Origin of the sequence: Prevotella sp. khp1, from assembly GCF_900102205.1 — a bacterium.
GTDB classification, from domain to species: Bacteria; Bacteroidota; Bacteroidia; order Bacteroidales; family Bacteroidaceae; genus Prevotella; species Prevotella ruminicola.
This window is the reverse complement of record NZ_FNJZ01000004.1, coordinates 123,827-144,267: the sequence shown is the minus strand read 5'-3', so window position 1 is coordinate 144,267 and position 20,441 is coordinate 123,827. Positions and strand designations below refer to the sequence as shown.

Sequence of the window (20,441 nt, the reverse complement as noted above, 5' to 3'; positions counted from 1 at the left end):
TTACAGTTAACAAAATATTATAAAAATATTGAAATAATCCACTAATTGGCGGTTAAAATCTACTAACCGTCAATTTTTTGTCTATTTTATTTGGAAGTTATCGATAAACTTATTACCTTTGCCGACGAAATCAAATATGATTGGGATGAAAAAAAGATTAGTTGTATTAAGTATGTTGATGCTGACGCTGACGATATCAGCTCAGAAGAAATGGACTATGCAGGAGTGCATCGACTATGCTATGGCCAACAACATAACTCTGCAGAAGTCAAAACTGCAGAAGCAGAGTGCAACCGAAGACCTGAAGGGTTCGAAGGCTGCATTGCTGCCTACTCTTAACGCATCTACCAACCAGAGCGTGGGTTACCAGCCCTGGAAGGATTCAGGTGTATCTACTGTTACCAATGGCATGGTAAACACCAAGGTTGACAAGACGTATTATAATGGTTCGTATGCCGTTAACGCCCAATGGACAGTTTGGAACGGCAACCGGAATACCAATACCATCAAGTTAAACAAGATAACCGAAGACGAAGCCGAACTGCAAAGCAAGGAAACGGCCAACAGCATTCAGGAGCGTATTGCCCAACTCTACACCCAGATTCTGTATCTGGATGAGAACGTGAAGGTGAACGAGCAGATGCTGGAAACCGCTAAGAAAAACGAGGAGCGCGGACAGGAGATGGTAAACGTGGGTAAGATGAGCAAGGCCGACCTGGCCCAGCTGAGTGCCCAGCGAGCCACCGACGAGTATAACATTGTAGAGACTCGCAGTCAGCTGTTGAACTATAAACTGCAACTGAAGCAGTTGTTGGAGATTACCGACGAGACAGAGTTTGACGTGGCTATCCCTGAGATTACCGACACGATGGTACTGAAAGAGGTGCCCACCCTGCAGGGTGTTTACGAGCAGGCACTGCTGAACCGTCCTGAGATTGAGCGCTCTAAGTTAGCCATCAAGAGCAGCGACGTGAACCTCTCGGTAGCAAAGGCCGGTTGGCTTCCCACCGTTAGTATGACAGGTAGCTTCGGCACCAGCACCAACTCGCTGAGTTCGAACGGCTGGGGCAAGCAGATGAAAACCAACTTTGATGCGATGGCAGGTGTTTCGGTTAGTGTACCCATCTTTGATGGCAGATCTACCAAGACATCGGTTAACAAGGCTAAGATACAGCAGTTGTCGGCACAGCTCGACCTGCTAGACCAGCAGAAGACCCTCTACTCTACCATTCAGGAGTACTGGCTGAATGCTCAAACCAACCAGCAGAAGTACAAGGCTGCCTGCGCTACCGTTGAGAGCGAACAGCAGAGTTTCGATCTGCTGCAGGAGCAGTTCCGTCTGGGACTGAAGAACATCGTGGAACTGATGACTGGTAAGGACAACCTGCTCTCGGCTCAGCAGAACCAGTTGCAGTCGAAGTATCAGACCATCTACAACCAGCAGATGCTGAAGTTCTACGAAACGGGAGAGATGTAATAATTGACAATTTACAATTGAGAATTGAGAATTTTAGAGATATGAAAAAGATCGGTAAGAAAGGATGGATTGGTATCGGCGTTGTGGCCGTTATCGTAATTTTTGCCCTGGTAAAATGCACAGGTGGCAAAAAAGAAGAGAAGATTAGCTTTGATACCGCAAAGGTTGAGAAAACAAATATCCAGACCAGCATTACAGCTACTGGCACCATCGAGCCTGTAACCAGCGTAACCGTTGGTACCCAGGTGAGTGGTATTGTAAGTCATCTGTATGTAGATTACAACAGCGTGGTAAAGAAGGGACAGGTGATTGCCGAGTTGGACCGCACCAACCTGATTAGCGAACTGAACACAGCCAAGGCTAACCTGAGCAGTGCCCAGAGCTCGCTTAACTACCAGCAGAGTAATTATAATAGGTATAAGGAACTGTACAACAAGGGACTAGTAAGCGCCGATGAGTACGAAAGCGCCCGTTTGCAGTATCTGCAGGCCAAGGAGCAGGTAAACACATCGAAGGAGAACGTACAGAAGGCTCAGACTAACCTGGGCTATGCCACTATCACATCGCCTATCGATGGTGTCATCCTGTCGAAATCAGTTGAAGAAGGTCAGACCGTAGCCGCCTCGTTCAACACCCCAGAGCTGTTTGTGATTGCTCAGGACCTGACCGACATGCGTGTGATTGCCGATATCGACGAGGCCGACATAGGTGGTGTTAAGGAGGGACAGCGTGTAAGCTTTACCGTAGATGCTTTCCCCGATGATCAGTTCGAGGGTCGCGTAACACAGGTTCGCCAGCAGGCAACCACCGAGAGCAATGTGGTAACCTACGAGGTAGTAATTTCGGCTCCTAACAACGACCTGAAGCTGAAGCCTGGCTTGACAGCCAACGTAACCATTTTTACCTTAGAGAAGAACGACGTACTGGCTGTACCTGCCAAGGCATTGCGATTCCACCCCAACGAGGCACTGTTGCAGAAGGGTGAGACCATCGAGGATTGCGAGGGCGACCACAAGTTGTGGACCAAGGAAGGAACTGTATTCAAGGCTCATAAGGTTGAGGTTGGTACCAGCAACGGTATCATGACCGAGATTACCGGCGGCATAAAGGTTGGCACAGAGATTCTTACCGACTTTAACATCAGTGGCGGAGCAGGCGAGGCTGAACAGCAGCAGGCCGGCAACCCATTCATGCCACGTCCAGGTGGAAACAGAAATAACAACAATAACAAGCAAGGCGGACAAGCTGGCGGTGGTGCACCACAAAGATAAGCATTATGGAAGAAGAGAAGAAAGTAGTTATTGAACTGCAGAACGTAAAGCGCTACTTCCAGGTGGGCAGTGAGACGGTGAAAGCCTTGCGAGGTGTCTCGTTCAAGATTTACGAGGGCGAGTTTGTTACCATCCAAGGTACATCGGGCTCAGGTAAGAGTACGCTGCTTAACCAGTTGGGCTGTCTCGACACGCCTACCAGCGGCGAGTATCTGCTGGATGGCATTGCCGTGCGCACCATGTCGAAGACCCAGCGCGCCAAACTGCGCAACCGCAAGATTGGCTTTGTGTTCCAGAATTACAATCTGCTGGCCAAGACCACAGCTTTGGAAAATGTGGAACTGCCATTGATGTACAACTCTGAGATTTCGGCCTCAGAGCGTCGTCGCAAAGCCATGGAAGCCCTGAAGGCTGTGGGACTTGAAGACCGTATGTATCACAAGTCGAACCAGATGTCGGGTGGCCAGATGCAGCGTGTAGCCATCGCCCGTGCGCTGGTTAACGATCCCGCTGTGCTGTTGGCCGACGAGGCAACAGGTAACCTTGATACACGAACATCGTTCGAAATGCTGGTACTGTTCCAGGAGCTCTACAAGCAGGGCCACACTATTATCTTTGTGACCCACAACCCTGAGATTGCCGAGTATTCGAGTCGAAATATCAACCTGCGCGATGGTAAGATTCGCGAGGATACCATCAATACCAATATCAAGTCGGCAGCCGAGGCACTGGCACAGTTGCCTGCTCCGCAGGATGATTAAACATTAAACATGAAACATTAAAGATTAATGAATATACTGAATCTGTTTAAAGTAAGTCTGAAGGCCGTAGCGAATAATAAGATGCGCTCGTTCCTGTCGATGCTGGGTATCATCATCGGCGTAGCAGCGGTGATTATTATGATGAGCATCGGTCAGGGCTCGAAAGAGAGCATCCGTGCCGAACTCTCGACAATGGGTACCAACCTGCTCACAATCCGTCCTGGTGCCGATATGCGAGGTGGCGTACGACAGGATCCGTCGAGCATGCAGACGCTGAAGATGGCCGACTACGAGCGTATTGTTCGTGAGAAGCGTTTTGTTACCAAGGTATCGCCCGAGGTAACAGCCAGCGGTCAGGCCATCTATGGCAGCAAGAACACCAACGCCTCGATGTATGGCGAATCGATAGATTATCTGGACATCCGACTGTGGACCATCGAAGAGGGCGAGTGCTTTACCGAGGAGGACATCAAAAAAGCCTCGAAGGTGTGCGTGGTTGGTGCTACCATCGTTAAGGAGCTGTTTGGCGAAGGTGCCGAGTGTATCGGTAAGACCATCCGCTTCAAGAGTATCCCCATGCGTATTGTGGGCGTACTGAAATCTAAGGGCTACAACTCGTGGGGTATGGACCAGGACAACGTGATTATCGCTCCCTACACCACAGTGATGAAGCGTATTGCTGCCCAGACCTATTTCTCAAGTATTGTCTGCTCGGCTGTAACCGAGGAGCTGAGTGATGCTGCCATCGAGGAGCTCACACAGATACTACGCGACAACCACAAGCTGAAGGAGGATGCCGACGACGACTTTACCATCCGCTCGCAGGCCGAGATGATGGAGACCATGTCGAGTACGATGGACACCGTTACCATCATTCTGGTAGTGGCTGCAGCCTTCTCGCTGTTGGTAGCTGGTATTGGTATTATGAACATTATGCTGGTAAGTGTAACCGAGCGCACCAAGGAGATTGGACTGCGCATGGCGGTAGGTGCTACCGGACCCGTTATATCGCTACAGTTCCTGATAGAGAGTGTGCTGATATCCTTTACAGGCGGACTGATAGGCGTGATAGTGGGCGTTGGCGCCAGCACGTTCTTAGCATCGTTCGGCATGCCATCAAGCGTACCCGCCTGGAGTATCTACGTATCGTTCCTGGTATGTGTGTTTATCGGTGTACTATTCGGTTACATTCCTGCACAGAAAGCAGCAAATATGGATCCTATAGAAGCTATAAGACATGAATAAACATTTAGCAGGCCTATGCCACGTGGCCCTTTGGGCATTTATGTTCCTGTCGCCTCTTACATTCTGGCGAGGCACAGGAATCAAGTTTATGCAGTACCTGATGTACTGCATGCAGCCAGCAATGCTGATGATAGTGTTCTATCTCAATTATCTGTATCTGGCTCCCAAGCTCTTCGTGGCAGGTAAGCATCGCTACGACCTGCTCATCAACTTGGCAATGATTTCGGTATTCAGTATCACCCTTCACTACTGGACCGATTTTACCAACGATCTCTTCGGTGTACGCCAGCGTTTCGACGACACGATTAACGACGTAACCAACATTCTGCGCGAGGGACTGAACTTCTGCATTTTCGCAGGTGGTTCTACCGCTTTAGCCCTGGCACGCAAATGGGTAACTGCCGAACAGAAGCTGAGAGAATCTGAGACTGCACGCATCCAGAGCGAGCTGAAAAACTTACGATCGCAGATCAACCCTCACTTCCTGCTCAACACACTGAATAACATCTATGCGCTCACGGCTATCGACCAGACACGCGCCCAGAATGCCATCCAACAGCTGTCAAAAATGCTGCGGCATCTGCTATACGATAATCAGGAACGCGAGGTAACGCTCACGGATGAGATGCAGTTTATCGAGAACTACATTGCGCTGATGAAGATCCGCTTGTCGCAGAACGTGGATGTAACGTTCCATCGACAGGTGGCTCTGCCTGGTATTAAGGTGGCACCGCTTATCTTCATCTCGCTGATTGAGAATGCCTTTAAACATGGCGTAAGTCCTGTTGAGCCCAGTTTTGTACACATCAGCATTACCGCCACAGAACACGACATTACCTGCCAGATTGAGAACTCGAACCACCCCAAGTCGCACGACGACCGTAGTGGCCATGGCATCGGTCTCAGTCAGGTGCAGCGCCGCTTAGAGTTGTCCTATCCCGGACGTTACACCTGGGAAAAGGGCGTTAATAAAGAAGGAAATATTTACACATCAACAATACATATCCAGTTATGACAATTACTTGTGCTATCATCGACGATGAGCCTCTGGCAGCAGGTCTGCTTGAGAGCTATGCCAAAAAAACTCCTTACCTGAGTTTGCAGGGAACCTACAACAGTGCCGTACAGGCCATGAAGGATCTTCGTGAGAACCCCGTACAGCTGTTGTTCTTAGACATTCAGATGCCCGAACTGTCAGGCATCGAGTTTGCCAAGATTCTCCCCAAAGACACAAAGGTAATCTTTACTACCGCATTCCCTCAGTATGCTATCGAGGGCTTTAAAGTTAATGGTTTGGATTATCTGCTGAAACCCATTTCGTACGACGACTTCATTAAGGCTACCGACAAGGCCATCGAGTGGTTTACCGTTGCCTTGCGTCAGGACGTTTACCGCCGCGACCGCTTTATGTTCGTAAAGAGCGACTACAAGCTGCAGCGTGTTAACCTCGACGACATCCTGTATGTCGAGGGATTAAAGGACTACGTACGCTTCTACCTGAAGAATGGCGATAAGATTATGTCGCTGATGTCGATGAAGAAACTCGAGGAATATCTGCCTAAGCCAGAGTTCCTTCGTACCCACCGTTCATTCATCGTACATATGAAGGAGACACCACTCGTGGATAAGTTCCGCATTGTGTTCGACGACGTGATGATTCCTATCTCCGACAACTACAAGGAAGAGGTTCAGAAGTACTTCGACGAGCATACGCTGGTGTAAGATTGCAAACTGCGTTTTACAAAAGGTAAAAAAGTAAAAGGGTAGAAAAGTAAAAAAGTGATAATTTAAGAAATCATTAATAACTTTTACCCTTTTACTTCTTTTCCTTTTTACTTTTTTTTGTACCTTTGCAGGCGTTAAAGCGACAATTATTAATTTAAATTTAAAGATATTATGGTTAATTACAAGGAATTAGGACTCGTGAATACTCGCGAGATGTTCAAGAAGGCAGTAGCTGGTGGCTACGCTATCCCCGCTTTCAACTTCAACACAATGGAGCAGATGCAGGCTATCGTACAGGCTGCTGTTGAGACCAAGTCACCTGTTATCATGCAGGTTTCAAAGGGTGCTCGTAACTATGCTAACGGTACCATCCTGCGTAACCTCGCTAAGGGTGCTGTAGAGTATGCTAAGGAGCTGGGTTGCGAGAAGCCCGAGATCGTTCTTCACCTCGACCACGGTGATAGCTTCGAGCTCTGCAAGGACTGCATCGACAACGGTTTCTCAAGCGTTATGATCGACGGTTCTTCACTGCCTTACGAGGATAACATCGCCCTGACAAAGCAGGTTGTTGAGTACGCTCATCAGTTCGACGTAACTGTTGAGGCTGAGCTCGGCGTTCTCGCTGGTGTTGAGGATGAGGTAGTAGCTGAGGAGAGCCACTACACAAAGCCTGAGGAGGTTATCGACTTCGCTACACGTACAGGTTGCGACTCACTGGCTATCTCAATCGGTACTTCTCACGGTGCTTACAAGTTCAAGCCCGAGCAGTGCACACGCGATCCTAAGACTGGCAAGCTCGTTCCTCCCCCACTCGCATTCGACGTTCTGCACGAGATCGAGAAGAAGCTTCCTGGATTCCCCATCGTTCTCCACGGTTCTTCTTCAGTTCCTCAGGACGAGGTTGACACTATCAACAAGTTCGGTGGTAACCTGCCCGACGCTGTAGGTATCCCCGAGGAGCAGCTCCGCGAGGCTTCTAAGAGCGCTGTTTGCAAGATCAACATCGACTCTGACTCTCGTCTGGCTATGACTGCTGCTATCCGTAAGTACCTGGCTGAGCACCCCGATCACTTCGATCCTCGCCAGTACCTGAAGCCCGCTCGTGAGAACATGAAGAAGATGTACATCCACAAGATTGTGAACGTACTCGGTTCAGACGGCAAGCTCGGATAATCCAAGCATCACATTATAAAAAAAGTCCGAAAGTATCATGCTTTCGGATTTTTTTTGTATATTTGCAGCCTGATAATAAACCTAACAATACAAAGAAGATGAAGACGAACGTTCTTAAACTTAGTATCGCAGCTTTATGTTGCATGGGTCTGGCTGCATCGTGCGCCCAAAAGGCTGCAGTTGTAGAAAGTCAGGAACTTACAACACTCAACACCGTTGGAAACCCCTATCTGCCCTTGTGGGAGCATATTCCTGATGGCGAGCCCTACGTGTTCGACGACCCTGATAATCCAGGTAAGCAGCGTGTGTACATCTATGGTTCGCACGATAACCTGAAGGATGCCTATTGTGGTCGCGACCAAGTGGTATGGTCGGCTCCAACCGACGATCTGAGTCACTGGCGTTACGATGGCATCATCCTCACCGTAAACCGAAATGCCCGAGGCGAGGTATTCGACTCAGCAGCTACAGCCGACGTGCTGTATGCACCCGATATCACTTTTGTAACCGATAGCATAGGCAAAAAGACATATTATCTGTTCCCCAACGACCAGACAGGCTACCGCAATGCACTGATTGCCAAGAGCGACCGTCCGGATGGGCCTTTCGAAGTATGCAACTGGAGCAAGAAGAACCCCAACCAGGTTGAGGGAATCTATGGTTTCGACCCCGCTGTGTTTGTCGACGATGATGGTCGTGTGTATGGCTATTGGGGCTTTGAGCACTCATACGCCGCAGAGATTGATCCTGCCACCATGTGTACCGTTAAACCTGGCACGGAGATGATTGATGGCATGGTATCAGGCCGCAACGAAGAGGGTATCTTCAGTTTCTTCGAGGCATCGAGCATCCGTAAAATCAAAGATAAATATGTGTTTATCTACAGTCGCTTTACCAAGGATGGCGAGTTTGGTTTGCCCACTAGCAACTACAACTTAGCCTATGCCTATAGCGACCAGCCATTAGGTCCTTGGACCTATGGTGGTACCATTATCGATGCGCGTGGTCGCGAGATTAACGAGAAGGGCGACACCATAGCATCGGCTGTTCCAGATGGCAACACCCATGGCAGTATCTGCGAGATTAACGGACAGTGGTATGTGTTCTATCACCGCCAGACAGGCACCAACGAGTATGCACGCCAGGCCATGGTGGCTCCTATCAAAGTGACTGTCGAGGAAGGCGAAGGTGGTAAGGTAGAGATTACCGAGGGCGAATATAACTCCGAGGGTTTTGCACTCGCTGGTTTGAATCCATTCGAGCGCCACTCAGCTGGTATCGCTTGCTGGCTTACTGGTCCTACACCTGCCGTTCACGAGTGGCCAAACAACAAGTTCTCGGGTTCGTATGTCGAGGTATCGTATGGTAACGATAAGAACTTCGACGATCCTTATGCCCTGGCCTGCAATACCAACCGTGTGGTTAACAATACCGATGGTTCAATCGTAGGCTACAAGTACTTTAACCTCAACGAGAGCAAGGGCAAGAATAATCTGAAGCTGTCGTTGAATCTCATCCCTACAGGTATCGATGGTACTATTCAGCTGATGCTCGATCGGCCTTGGACATCGCAGAAAGAAAAGCTTCTTGGTAGCTTCGAACTCAAGGCCGACATGCCACAGGAGGCAACCGAAGCTGTTTTCGACCTGCCTGAGTTGGCCAAGCTTTCAGGTAAGCACGCCATCTACTTTGTATTCAAGTCGAATACCAAGCAGAAGTCGTTGTGCACCCTGTTGGATTTCGCATTTCAATACTCAGAGTAATACATGGAGATACAACCCATAGCATGGTTTGAATCACCATTCCCCACCAAGTTTGGTATTCCTCGTCAGAGCGGGTTGGTGCCCGACCTGACGGGGTGTATCGTGTTTGCACCAGAGTACCGACAGATGGAGGCCGTTCGCGGACTTGAAGCATTCGATTACCTGTGGATTATCTGGGAGTTCTCAGCCAATCGCGATGCCGAAACGAGCTTGACTGTTCGTCCGCCCCGTTTAGGCGGCAATCAGCGTATGGGTGTGTTTGCCACCCGTTCGCCATTCCGTCCAAACAATCTCGGATTGTCGTGTGTGCGTATCGATCGCATTGAGCACGATGCCAAATTAGGTCCCGTCATCTATGTAAAAGGTGCCGACCTGATGCACCAAACACCCATCTACGACATCAAGCCCTATGTGGCCTATGCCGATGCCCACCCCGATGCCCGTAGTGGCTTTGTGGACAACACCGAGTGGGAACCTTTAAAAGTGGAACTCCCAAAAGAGTTGGAAAACAAAATCCCAACTGATCAGGTAGCATCCTTAATTGCCACCCTGCAGCAAGACCCCCGTCCCCGTTATCACAACGATCCCAACCGCATCTACGGCATGCCGTTCCTCACCTTCGACATCCGTTTTAAGGTAGCAGATAATGTATTAACAGTGGTAGAGATAAAGTAAAATTTGCAAAGTACCTAGAGAAATTTTGCACTCTAAGTACTTTGCAATTGAAAAGTCCTTAGGAATTTTTGAGGTGCCTCTTTTATTTCACTTCTACCCATTTGCCGTTGCGCTTTACTGCTTTTACTTTGCGTACGCGGCGAATGCCTATTTGGTTGAAGTTTTTTGGATCAATAGCTGGATGGGCAATCTGGCCTAACTGTTCCTGAGCACGCTTGGTGAGGCCAACAATCTTGCCATCACGAAAGGCAAACTCCATGTTGGCTGGGTCGATAATTACCTCGCGAAGATTAGGACAACCTTTCACAAGATCGACACCTATCTGATGAGTAGAAGCTGGAATATAGAGGCGCTCCAGCAGGGTGCAGTTTTCAAATACTCCAGCTCCCAGCGTGTCGATAGATTCTGGTAACGTCACTTCGGTAAGGTTCTTACATCCACAGAATGTACCACTCAGAATATTACGCACACCCTCAGGGATGTGGATACTCAACAGATTGGGACAAAAATTGAATGCCCCCTTACGTATACGCCATACCGACGAGGGAATGTCGACTTCATTAAGCATTATACAAGTATTAAACGCATCACGCCCTATCTGCTTGAGCTTCTTAGGCAGACGGACATAGAACAGCGTCTGCGTAGCGCATAATGCGGAATCGGGCAGATATTCCACCTCGGCATCTCTCAGATCGAGTGTGTGCAGGTCGCCTCCCTTGCCGACAAAACGATCCATTTGTGCCATCTGCTGCAATACCTTGAAGTCGCTCTTGTCGAGTGGTCCGCTAACGCGCAGATGTCGAATCTGTTTCCACTCGTTCTGTGGCAGCAGCTCGGCCAACTGTCCGGCATGCTCGGTCTTTACCACCTTAGACTCTGGCACATAGTCGGCCTTACCTATTCCTATAATTGCAGATTGGTTAATGTTGAATCCCCCAAGATCGTCGAGCGCATAATAACCGTCGCCTTTACCATCCCAGCCGAAGTTCACGTGTACACGCGAGCCACGCACGCCATCAATAATAAATATGTGGCCTAGATTTTTGTCTCCATTCAGAAGTGAGCCTATCATCATGACCGGTCGGCCGCCCTGCAATTCGTCCATAATCAACCTTCGCCAAAGCCTTCTGCCTTCATCGCCAGGATATTGTTCGCGCATGATGATATAGATGTACGGATTTAATCCGAAGCACTTCTTCATCGCACAAAGCACGTTGAAGGGATTGGTTCCACTGCTGTTTTTGCCGTACGCAGTAAAAGCATTGACGCCACAATCGGTAACCAATCGAGCGATAGCACGTGCCTCTTCAGGTGTAGACGGGCGCTGAGGCATCAAGTCCCACTGATATTTCTCGCCCTTGGGCGATACTGACGGCTCTTGCAGGTAGCGCATAACCTGTGCCATAGCGAGAGCGCCGCAGCCTGCAAGACTATTAGGACCTGCCAGCGACTCCTTAGGGCAGAACATATTATAAGGTGCGGCTTGTCCCCATTGGGTTTGTATCAGTGGCAGAATTTCTTGCGCCTGCATAGAAGCGCAGGCTATAACAGAGAATGTTAAGCCAGTAAAGTATCTTAATATGTGATGCATTAAATATTCATTATTTATTTCTTGGCACCGATGACTTTCGAGATGTCCATCATCATGCCGCCGTTACCGGTCATGATCTGAGGCATCTTGCCATCCCACTTCTCAATCATGTCTTCCTGAACAATCATGGGCGAGAGTGATGCGGCGATGGTGCGGTTGTAGTAGGCCTCGGCATCGGCCTTAATCTTCATGGCCTTGGCATTACCCTCGGCTTTAGCTACAGCAATCTTGGCATTAGCCTCTGCCTCTTTCACCTCGTTCTCAGCCTTCAGGGCACTCTGGATGGCGGTGTTCTTGGCATCGATCATCGAGAGGAGCGATGATGGTGGGGTAATCTTTGAGGTGAACTCCTCAACCAGGAAGCCCTCGCTCATGAGCGACTTCTCCAAACGGGCACGCACATCGCGCTCGAAATTGGCACGGTTAGACATGAGTGAATCAGAGGTGTACTGGTTAGCACAGGTACGATAGGCCTCGTAGATACATGTGCGGATATAGCCCTCCTCGAGTTCCTTAACACCCACACGATACTTGGTGAATATATCGCAGGCCTTGTCGGGATTGATGCGGTAGGCAATGGTAGGATCCATCTCGAAGAGCGAAGCATCCTTGGCATTTACCGAGAAGGTTTCGTACTGCTTACGCTGGGTGAACGTAGGATAGGTAAACACGTTGGTGGTGATGGGGTTATAGAACACCCAACCCTTACAAGTGCCCTCAACGCCACCATAGTCCTGCTCGTTGAGCGACCATTTGTGGAAACGGATACCCACCTCACCTGAATCAACTACTGTACAGCAGGTGGTAAACAGAATCAGAATAAACACAAAGCCTCCCAATCCGTAGGCCAGCAGACGATAATACGGTTTCAATGAATTCATAACTTATAGCTTTTTTATTGTTGCATGATTGATATCGGTTGCAAAAATACAAAAAAAGTTGGAAAGACTGCACCACCAAACAGATTTTTTCGTATATTCGCACCATAAAACATGTATTACTAAAAACCTTGAGCTTATGAAAGTAGGAATTCCAAAAGAGATTAAGAACAATGAGAACCGTGTTGGTATGACGCCTGCGGGTGTGGCCGAACTCACACGTCGCGGTCATGAGGTAAGTGTGCAGCATACGGCTGGCGAAGGTAGCGGATTCAGCGACGACGACTATGTGAAAGCTGGTGCGCGCATACTGCCTAGCATCGAGGCTGTGTATCGTGAATGCGACATGATTGTGAAGGTAAAAGAGCCCATTGAGCCCGAGTATGAACTGGTTCGCGAGGGACAGTTGCTATTTACCTATTTCCACTTTGCCTGCGAAAAGGAGCTTACAGAGGCGATGCTGAAGAGCAAAGCAGTTTGTCTGGCTTACGAAACAGTACAACTGCCTAACGGTTCGCTCCCCCTGTTGCAGCCTATGAGCGAGGTGGCCGGACGCATGGCCACACTGAATGGTGCCTATTATCTGCAGAAAACCAAAGGCGGAAAGGGTAAACTGATTAGTGGTGTGCCAGGTGTGAGTCCGGCTAAGGTGCTGGTACTTGGTGGCGGTGTGGTTGGCGAGGCAGCAGCCTTGATGGCCGCAGGACTGGGGGCCGACGTGACTATCGCCGATATCTCGCTGCCACGTTTGCGCCAACTAGATATTGAGACACCAGCCAACGTGCATACCCTGTATTCGTCGGAGCATAACATCCGACAGATGTTGCCAACAGTTGATATTGTGGTAGGTAGTGTGTTAGTGCCAGGCGATAAGACACCACACCTGATTACACGTGAGATGCTGAGACTGATGGAGCCAGGAACGGTGCTGGTTGATGTGGCTATCGACCAGGGTGGCTGTTTCGAGACATCACACCCCACCACGCATAGCGAACCCGTTTATACCGAGGAGGGCATTGTACACTATTGCGTGGCCAACATTCCTGGTGCGGTACCTAACACCTCTACCCTCGCCCTCACCAATGCTACGTTGCGATATGCCATTGCACTGGCAGATAAGGGCTGGCAGCAGGCATGCAAGGACGACCCGGCACTGGCTAAGGGACTGAACATTGTAGAAGGAAAGGTAACCTACAAGGCTGTGGCTGATGTATTCGGTCTGCCTTACGAGAAGATTATCTAAGTAGGTAAAATCCCACAAAAATAAAATTTCCCCAAAAGCACAACGCTCTTTGGGGAAAATTTTATAACTTTGTCGCCGAATATGGAAGAAGTAAGCAAGATACCACAGGAGTGGAACAAATTCTACTTGAAGGATGTGTCGTTCGTGAACCTGATGACACGACGCATCTTTAATGTGCTGATTGTGGCCAATCCCTACGATGCGTTTATGCTCGAAGACGACGGTCGTGTGGATGAGAAGATCTTCGACGAGTATATGGAGCTGGGTATGCGATACCCACCCACGTTCCGACAGGTGTCGACAACCGAGGAGGCACACGAAGTGCTACACAACACGGATATCGACCTGGTAATCTGTATGCCTGGTAATGCGGATAACGACGCCTTTACCGTGGCACGCGAAATCAAGGCCGAGCATCCCAACATTCCTTGCGTGGTGCTTACCCCCTTCTCGCATGGTATCACCAAACGTATTCAGGACGAGGATATGTCGGTGTTCGACTACGTGTTCTGCTGGTTGGGTAACACCAACCTCATCATGAGCATCATCAAGCTGATTGAGGACAAGATGAACATCGAGCACGACATCAAGGAGGCTGGCGTACAGATGATTATGCTGGTTGAGGATAACATCCGCTTCTACTCGAGTGTGCTGCCAAACCTCTATAACTATATTCTGGCTCAGAGTAAGCGTTTCTCGACCGAGGCGCTGAACCCGCATGCTGCAGCCCAGCGTAAACGCGGACGCCCCAAAGTGGTACTGGCTACCACCTACGAGGAGGCCATGCAGCTGTACGAGAAGTATCACGAGAACACCTTAGGTGTTATTAGTGATACCCGATTCCCCATGCAAGTACACGAGGGCCGACTGAGCCACGTAGAGGATGGCGACCCAGAGGCAGGATTGAAACTGCTGAGGGAGATTCGCCGTCGCGACGAGTACGTGCCCCTGATTCTCGACTCTTCGGAGATAACCAACAAAGAAAAAGCCGAGGCTGAGGGATTCCACTTTATAGATAAGAACTCGACCAAGATGAATGTGGACCTGCACCACCTGATGGAGGAACACATGGGGTTTGGCGACTTTATATTCCGCGATCCGAAAACCAAGGAAGAGGTGTTCCGCGTATCATCGCTGAAGGAACTGCAGGACAACATTTTCAAGATTCCTTACGACTCGATGCTCTACCACGTGAGTCGCAACCACATGAGTCGCTGGCTTACAGCACGTGCCATCTTCCCTGTTTCGGCCTTCTTGAAGCATGTTACCTGGCATAAGCTGCAGGACGTGGATGCCCACCGACAGATTATCTTTGATGCCATCGTACAGTACCGAAGGATGAAGAATATTGGTGTGGTAGCTGTGTTCGACCGATTGAAGTTCGACCGCTATGCCCACTTTGCCCGTATCGGTGAAGGTTCTTTGGGCGGTAAAGGTCGTGGTCTGGCATTCCTTGATAACATTATCAAGCGCCACCCCGAGCTGAACCAGTTTGAACAGGCCAAGGTATCGATTCCCAAAACGGTGGTATTGTGTACCGATTTCTTCGACGAGTTTATGGAGAAGAACAACCTGTGGACAATTGCCCTGAGCGATGCCAGCGACGAGGAGATTCTGCAGCACTTTATGCGTGCCCAGTTGCCCGACTCGCTGATAGCCGACTTCTTTACCTTCTTTGATGCCGTAAAGAGTCCTATCGCCATCCGTTCAAGTTCGTTGCTCGAGGATTCGCACTACCAGCCCTTTGCAGGTATCTACTCTACCTACATGATTCCATATCTGGATGATAAGTACGAGATGCTGCGCATGTTGGCCTGTGCCATCAAGGGTGTGTATGCCTCGGTTTACTATAAGGACTCGAAGGCCTACATGCTGGCCACACAGAATGTTATCGACCAGGAGAAGATGGCTGTGATTCTGCAGGAGGTAGTGGGCAAGCAGTATGGCGACCTGTACTACCCCAACTTCAGTGGTGTGCTACGTTCGTTGAACTACTACCCCATCGGCGACGAGACTGCCGAAGAGGGTATTGCATCGCTGGCTGTAGGATTAGGCAAATATATCGTAGATGGCGGTCAAACCCTGCGCGTGTCGCCCTATCACCCCAAGCAGGTGCTGCAGACATCGGAGATGGAGACTGCCCTGAGCGAGACCCAAACCCGATTCTACGCCTTGGACATGGCCCATGTAGGCGACGACTTTAAGGTTGACGACGGCTTTAACATCAAGAAGGTACGTGTAAAGCAGGCAGCCGAAGATGGAGCCCTGACCTATCTGGCCTCGACCTACGACCCCGTAGATCAGATTATCCGCGATGGTATCTACGAGGGCGGCCGAAAGGTAATCTCGTTCTGCGGTGTGCTGCAGCACGATGTATTCCCATTACCCGAGCTGTTGCAGATGGCACAGAAGCTGGGTGCCGACGAGATGAAGCGCCCCGTAGAGATTGAGTTTGCCTGCAACCTGAACGACGACCGTACAGGCGAGTTCTACCTGCTGCAGATACGTCCTATCGTAGATGCCAAGCAGGTGCTGGATGAAGACCTGCAACAGATACCCGATAGCGACTGCTTGCTGCGCTCGAACAACTCACTGGGGCATGGTATTTCCGAGGATGTGGTGGATGTGGTATATGTAAAGACCGACGACGATTTTACCGCAGTCAACAATCCCACTATCGCCAGCGAGATTGAGGAGATTAACCGCAAGTTCCTACAGGCCGACAAGAACTACGTACTGATTGGTCCGGGCCGCTGGGGTTCGAGCGATTACTGGCTGGGCATTCCCGTAAAATGGCCTCACATATCAGCAGCAAGGGTAATTGTTGAGGTTGGTTTGAAGAACTATCGTGTGGATCCTTCGCAGGGCACACACTTCTTCCAGAATCTCACCTCGTTTGGTGTGGGCTACTTCACCATCAACACCTATACAGGCGATGGGGTATTCCAGAAGGAGTTGCTCGACCAGATGCCCGCTGTAGAAGAAACCCAGTTCGTACGTCACGTGCGCTTCGACCATCCGCTGAAAATCATGATGGATGGTAAGAAACAAACAGGCGTAGTACTGCGATGAGATACAGGCCCTGCTGCAATAATCAGATTGCTAGCAGGGCTTTTTACTAAATAAACAAAAAATTAAACAGAAAACTTGGTTTGAAAAATTTTTTTTCATACCTTTGCACAAGTGCAATTCCAATCTATTAACATAGTCCAAAACATGTCGAAACTAGCTGCAAAGATTAAACGTGATTTGCCATTACGCATCAGTCTGATGATAGTGCTTGCCATGGCGCTGCTGTTAACAGTAACACTGCTTGTCATGCTTCATTCTTCGCGTAACTCTATGAAAGATGATGCGCTGAATAGAGCCACCTATACACTCGATCGCGCCACCAACAACATCGATAACATCCTGCTGAGCGTAGAGGAAACGGCTGGCAACATATATTTCAACATGAAGTTTGATGATCCGGAACGGATGTACACCTATGCCCATAAGATTGTAGAAACCAACCCATACGTGTCGGGCTGCGTCATCGCCTTTAAGCCCGGATACTTTAAGGGGCACGACCTGTTTATGGTATATGCACATAGTACTGATAGTACCCATCAGGATCAATCCACTGCCAACATTGTTCACAGTAACAGTTTCGGCACCAAGCCCTATACCGAACAGATATGGTTTAATCGTCCGATAGGTAAGAACAGAGCCATGTGGATGAACCCGCTACTCGGCATGAAGTCGGACATAGAGCCACTCACCTCGTTCTGTGCGCCTATACTCGACGCTAATCACAGTCCGATAGGTGTTATCAGCGTACATGTGCCACTACAACTGCTTTCAAGCATTATCTCAGCCGCCAGGCCTTCGCCCAACTCCTATTGTGCGCTGTTAGATAACGACGGATCGTTTATTGTTGATCCCACTGTCAGCTATCTCTCAAAAACAAAGGCTTTCAACCTGCCAGGCAACTCAGTTCAGGAGGCCGTAAAAACAATGACGTCGGGTAATAAAGGCTATCTGCCATTCGAACTCAACGGACACAAGTTTTATCTGTTCTACCAACCATTCAGGATGGCCCAAGTGCCCTATCGCACCTTGATAACCAATCCTGGCTGGAGTATCGGCGTAGCATTCTCAGAAAACGACATCTTTGGCGAGTACAATGCACTATTCAATTTTGTAATCATCATCGCCATCGTGGGCATGGTACTGATGTATCTGCACACCCGTCTGATTATCCGTCACCGCTTAAAGCCACTCAGGATGCTTACAGAACTTACGGATCGCATTGCCCATGGACATTATAACGAGCCCCTACCCTCACGCCATCGGAATAAGGACGAGATAGGTATGCTGCAAGGCCATTTCCAGCAGATGCAACGCTCGGTGGCAGCCAACATCAACGAACTGCACGAACTGACCCAAACCATACAGGAACGCAGTAAAGAGTTACATGAGGCTTACGAGCAAGCTCAGAAGGCCGACCGAATGAAGACGGCTTTCCTGCATAACATGACCGACCAGATGTTGGCCCCATCGTTTGCCATCGACGAGGATGTGTCGGCATTAAGTCATTTTGATAAAAAAACAAGCACCCAGACGGTGAGCCAGTTAGTGGAGGACATCCAGCAAAACGGCGACACCATTACGCAGATACTGAATAATCTGATCAACCTCTCGGAGAAAGAAGAAGACCTGGAGGAGAAAGGAGGTAAGTTATGATGAGTATTCGTCGTTCATTCTCGGCAAAGGTCATCATGTGGGTTCTGCTGTTAGCAGTACCAGTTTTCCTGGCATCGGTAGGTGTACTGTTCTGGCAGTCGCACAAACTGATACGTGCCGAGGCTGTTGATAAAGCCAGCAATGTACTGGCTTGTGCCATGCACCGTATTAACCGTTATCTGATAACGACCAAGACGGCAAGTCATACTAATGCCTGGATAGTTGAGCAATCACTATACCCCGACTCGATACAGGCCATAACCAACCGCATAGCAACCACCAATCCCTATACCGATGGTTGTGCCATCAGTACCGAGCCAGGTGTTATCCCCCAGTATCCCGATGGATTCATGTCGGTTTCGTTCAATACCAAAGACAGCGTCAATACCTTTATTGAGCCCGACCACAGCTACTTCCAGGAACGTTGGTACAGTATTCCTCGTACACAGCGCAAACCAACCTGGGTGGTGTTTAACGACAAGAACAGGGAACAGGAAACCGACGAAGATGCTACGATAGCCGCCTATACGCAACCCTTGTTCAACAAGAAAGGTAAGTTTGTTGGCGTTATTTCAATCTGGCTCTCATTGCAGCACATCTCCAATATTATGGCCGAGGTACGACCCTATCCGCACTCGTACTATGTGATGATTGACGAGAAAGGACGTTATGTGGGTCATCCCGATTCTACCCGCCTATTCAACCAAACTATCTTCAGCGTGGCCGACCCACAACATCAGGCCGACCTGATAGCCTTAGGTTACGAGATGACCAAGGGTAATAAAGGTAGCATGTCGGTAAAAATCAATGGCAAAAAATCGCTGGTATGTTATATGCCCGTTGAAGGCACTCCATGGAGCCTGGCTATTGTTTGTCCGCATAGCGATATCTTGAGAGGATTCTACCGTCTTACCTACATTGTAGTGGCACTACTGATTGTAGGTTTGCTGCTCATCTTTATCAACTGTCATAAGGCGGTAACCGTTTCGCTCAGTCCGCTACAGCAACTGCTTGAAAAAACCAAAGCTGTTAGCAACGGCCATTTAGATGTGGATATAGCCCATACCAAGCGAACAGATGTGATAGGCGGATTACAGAACAGCTTTGCCACCATGTTGGAGTCGCTCAACTATTATATCAACAGCGTGCGTACCGCTACCGATCAGACCAAGCGTTATAACCGTGAGCTGGAGCATACCACCCAACTTGCAGTAGAGGCCCAACGCCAGAAAACTGTTTTCATCCAGAACGTTACGCACCAGATACGCACACCGCTTAATATCATTATGGGCTTTGCACAGATACTGAATTGCCCTACCGACGACACATCGCTGAGCGAAGAGTTAGGACAGGATGAGATTAAGAGTATTGCCAGCACCATGACGCACAACAGTCGACTGCTTATACGTATGGTGATGATGCTGTTCGACAGCTCTGATAACGGCAAGGCCGAGACTGCCAATTGCGATAAACGCGAGATGGTGGCATGCAACGATGTGTGCCGGGTTGCACTGAAATTCACAACCAAGTACAATCCCGAAGTACCTGTTGAGTTCAAGACCGAGTTGGCCGACGACTTCTGCATCCATACCAACTACCGTTACCTGGAATACAGTCTGGAAGAGTTACTCAGCAATGCCGTACGCTATTCCGACCAGCAGCACATCTCGCTGCACGTAACACGTAACAAGGAGTTTGTACGTTTCGTAGTACAGGATACGGGTAAGGGTATTGCCGAGGCCGACCGTGAGCACATTTTTAAGTTCTTTACCAAGGTGGACGACTTTAGCGAGGGCTTAGGCCTGGGCCTGCCCCTTACTAAACGTCATGCAGAAACATTGGGTGGAAACCTGATACTCGACACCACCTACCATGAGGGTAGCCGGTTTATCTTCGAGATACCCGTGGCATAGC

15 protein-coding genes are annotated in these 20,441 nt (G+C 49.3%); 13 read left to right on the top strand and 2 right to left on the bottom strand.

The features are described 5' to 3' along the window. Positions 1-145: 145 nt before the first annotated feature. The 9 genes from BLR73_RS11670 to tsaA all read left to right on the top strand — a co-directional run bounded on the left by BLR73_RS11670 (position 146) and on the right by tsaA (position 10,090). Positions 146-1,477: a TolC family protein gene (locus BLR73_RS11670; protein WP_091862191.1), complete on the top strand. Its 1,332-nt coding sequence runs from the start codon at positions 146-148 to the stop codon at positions 1,475-1,477. A 41-nt stretch (positions 1,478-1,518) separates the two neighbouring features. After that, the gene (locus tag BLR73_RS11665) at positions 1,519-2,748 is read left to right on the top strand and encodes an efflux RND transporter periplasmic adaptor subunit (protein WP_091862188.1); all 1,230 of its coding nucleotides are present in this window, start codon (positions 1,519-1,521) and stop codon (positions 2,746-2,748) included. A gap of 5 nt (positions 2,749-2,753) precedes the next feature. Next, a complete protein-coding gene (locus tag BLR73_RS11660) occupies positions 2,754-3,509 on the top strand; it encodes an ABC transporter ATP-binding protein (protein ID WP_013064549.1) in 756 nt (251 codons plus the stop codon). Positions 3,510-3,536: 27 nt separating this feature from the next. Continuing rightward, entirely contained in the window at positions 3,537-4,754 is a 1,218-nt protein-coding gene (locus tag BLR73_RS11655) for an ABC transporter permease (protein WP_013065353.1), read from the top strand. Further along, positions 4,747-5,769 carry a sensor histidine kinase gene (locus tag BLR73_RS11650; protein WP_041386128.1) on the top strand — a complete coding sequence of 341 codons (1,023 nt, stop codon included), beginning with the start codon at positions 4,747-4,749 and terminating at the stop codon, positions 5,767-5,769. Before BLR73_RS11655 ends, BLR73_RS11650 begins: the two co-directional genes overlap by 8 nt. Next, positions 5,766-6,476 (top strand): LytR/AlgR family response regulator transcription factor, encoded by a 711-nt coding sequence (locus BLR73_RS11645; RefSeq protein WP_013065081.1) that lies wholly within the window; start codon positions 5,766-5,768, stop codon positions 6,474-6,476. Before BLR73_RS11650 ends, BLR73_RS11645 begins: the two co-directional genes overlap by 4 nt. A gap of 174 nt (positions 6,477-6,650) precedes the next feature. Continuing rightward, positions 6,651-7,652: a class II fructose-bisphosphate aldolase gene (locus BLR73_RS11640; RefSeq protein ID WP_091862186.1), complete on the top strand. Its 1,002-nt coding sequence runs from the start codon at positions 6,651-6,653 to the stop codon at positions 7,650-7,652. A 98-nt stretch (positions 7,653-7,750) separates the two neighbouring features. Beyond that, complete coding sequence (locus BLR73_RS11635) at positions 7,751-9,415, top strand: family 43 glycosylhydrolase (protein WP_091862466.1); 1,665 nt, start codon at positions 7,751-7,753, stop codon at positions 9,413-9,415. 3 nt (positions 9,416-9,418) lie between these two features. Next, positions 9,419-10,090 (top strand): tRNA (N6-threonylcarbamoyladenosine(37)-N6)-methyltransferase TrmO, encoded by a 672-nt coding sequence (tsaA, locus tag BLR73_RS11630; protein WP_091862182.1) that lies wholly within the window; start codon positions 9,419-9,421, stop codon positions 10,088-10,090. Between the two features lie 82 nt (positions 10,091-10,172). Here the strand turns inward: tsaA and BLR73_RS11625 are convergent, their stop codons facing one another. Both BLR73_RS11625 and BLR73_RS11620 read right to left on the bottom strand, forming a co-directional pair. Continuing rightward, on the bottom strand, positions 10,173-11,681 hold the full coding sequence (locus BLR73_RS11625; RefSeq protein ID WP_091862179.1) for a C10 family peptidase: 1,509 nt from the start codon (positions 11,679-11,681) through the stop codon (positions 10,173-10,175). A gap of 14 nt (positions 11,682-11,695) precedes the next feature. Further along, positions 11,696-12,562, bottom strand: coding sequence for a prohibitin family protein (locus tag BLR73_RS11620; protein WP_143010946.1), 867 nt, complete (start codon positions 12,560-12,562; stop codon positions 11,696-11,698). A 136-nt stretch (positions 12,563-12,698) separates the two neighbouring features. Here BLR73_RS11620 and ald point away from each other — a divergent pair, with 136 nt between their 5' ends. The 4 genes from ald to BLR73_RS11600 all read left to right on the top strand — a co-directional run bounded on the left by ald (position 12,699) and on the right by BLR73_RS11600 (position 20,440). Further along, on the top strand, positions 12,699-13,802 hold the full coding sequence (ald, locus tag BLR73_RS11615) for an alanine dehydrogenase (protein WP_073046990.1): 1,104 nt from the start codon (positions 12,699-12,701) through the stop codon (positions 13,800-13,802). 81 nt (positions 13,803-13,883) lie between these two features. Continuing rightward, the gene (locus BLR73_RS11610) at positions 13,884-16,874 is read left to right on the top strand and encodes a PEP/pyruvate-binding domain-containing protein (protein WP_091862176.1); all 2,991 of its coding nucleotides are present in this window, start codon (positions 13,884-13,886) and stop codon (positions 16,872-16,874) included. Between the two features lie 144 nt (positions 16,875-17,018). Beyond that, positions 17,019-18,527, top strand: coding sequence for a PDC sensor domain-containing protein (locus BLR73_RS11605; RefSeq protein ID WP_091862173.1), 1,509 nt, complete (start codon positions 17,019-17,021; stop codon positions 18,525-18,527). Continuing rightward, the gene (locus tag BLR73_RS11600) at positions 18,524-20,440 is read left to right on the top strand and encodes an ATP-binding protein (protein ID WP_233456393.1); all 1,917 of its coding nucleotides are present in this window, start codon (positions 18,524-18,526) and stop codon (positions 20,438-20,440) included. The genes BLR73_RS11605 and BLR73_RS11600 overlap by 4 nt, the downstream gene beginning before the upstream one ends. The last annotated feature ends 1 nt before the right edge of the window (position 20,441 follow it).

Coding starts and splice junctions, on each gene's coding strand:
- BLR73_RS11670 (WP_091862191.1), top strand. CDS start 146: ATGAAAAAAAGATTAGTTGTATTAAGTATGTTGATGCTGACGCTGACG.
- BLR73_RS11665 (WP_091862188.1), top strand. CDS start 1,519: ATGAAAAAGATCGGTAAGAAAGGATGGATTGGTATCGGCGTTGTGGCC.
- BLR73_RS11660 (WP_013064549.1), top strand. CDS start 2,754: ATGGAAGAAGAGAAGAAAGTAGTTATTGAACTGCAGAACGTAAAGCGC.
- BLR73_RS11655 (WP_013065353.1), top strand. CDS start 3,537: ATGAATATACTGAATCTGTTTAAAGTAAGTCTGAAGGCCGTAGCGAAT.
- BLR73_RS11650 (WP_041386128.1), top strand. CDS start 4,747: ATGAATAAACATTTAGCAGGCCTATGCCACGTGGCCCTTTGGGCATTT.
- BLR73_RS11645 (WP_013065081.1), top strand. CDS start 5,766: ATGACAATTACTTGTGCTATCATCGACGATGAGCCTCTGGCAGCAGGT.
- BLR73_RS11640 (WP_091862186.1), top strand. CDS start 6,651: ATGGTTAATTACAAGGAATTAGGACTCGTGAATACTCGCGAGATGTTC.
- BLR73_RS11635 (WP_091862466.1), top strand. CDS start 7,751: ATGAAGACGAACGTTCTTAAACTTAGTATCGCAGCTTTATGTTGCATG.
- tsaA (WP_091862182.1), top strand. CDS start 9,419: ATGGAGATACAACCCATAGCATGGTTTGAATCACCATTCCCCACCAAG.
- BLR73_RS11625 (WP_091862179.1), bottom strand. CDS start 11,681: ATGCATCACATATTAAGATACTTTACTGGCTTAACATTCTCTGTTATA.
- BLR73_RS11620 (WP_143010946.1), bottom strand. CDS start 12,562: ATGAATTCATTGAAACCGTATTATCGTCTGCTGGCCTACGGATTGGGA.
- ald (WP_073046990.1), top strand. CDS start 12,699: ATGAAAGTAGGAATTCCAAAAGAGATTAAGAACAATGAGAACCGTGTT.
- BLR73_RS11610 (WP_091862176.1), top strand. CDS start 13,884: ATGGAAGAAGTAAGCAAGATACCACAGGAGTGGAACAAATTCTACTTG.
- BLR73_RS11605 (WP_091862173.1), top strand. CDS start 17,019: ATGTCGAAACTAGCTGCAAAGATTAAACGTGATTTGCCATTACGCATC.
- BLR73_RS11600 (WP_233456393.1), top strand. CDS start 18,524: ATGATGAGTATTCGTCGTTCATTCTCGGCAAAGGTCATCATGTGGGTT.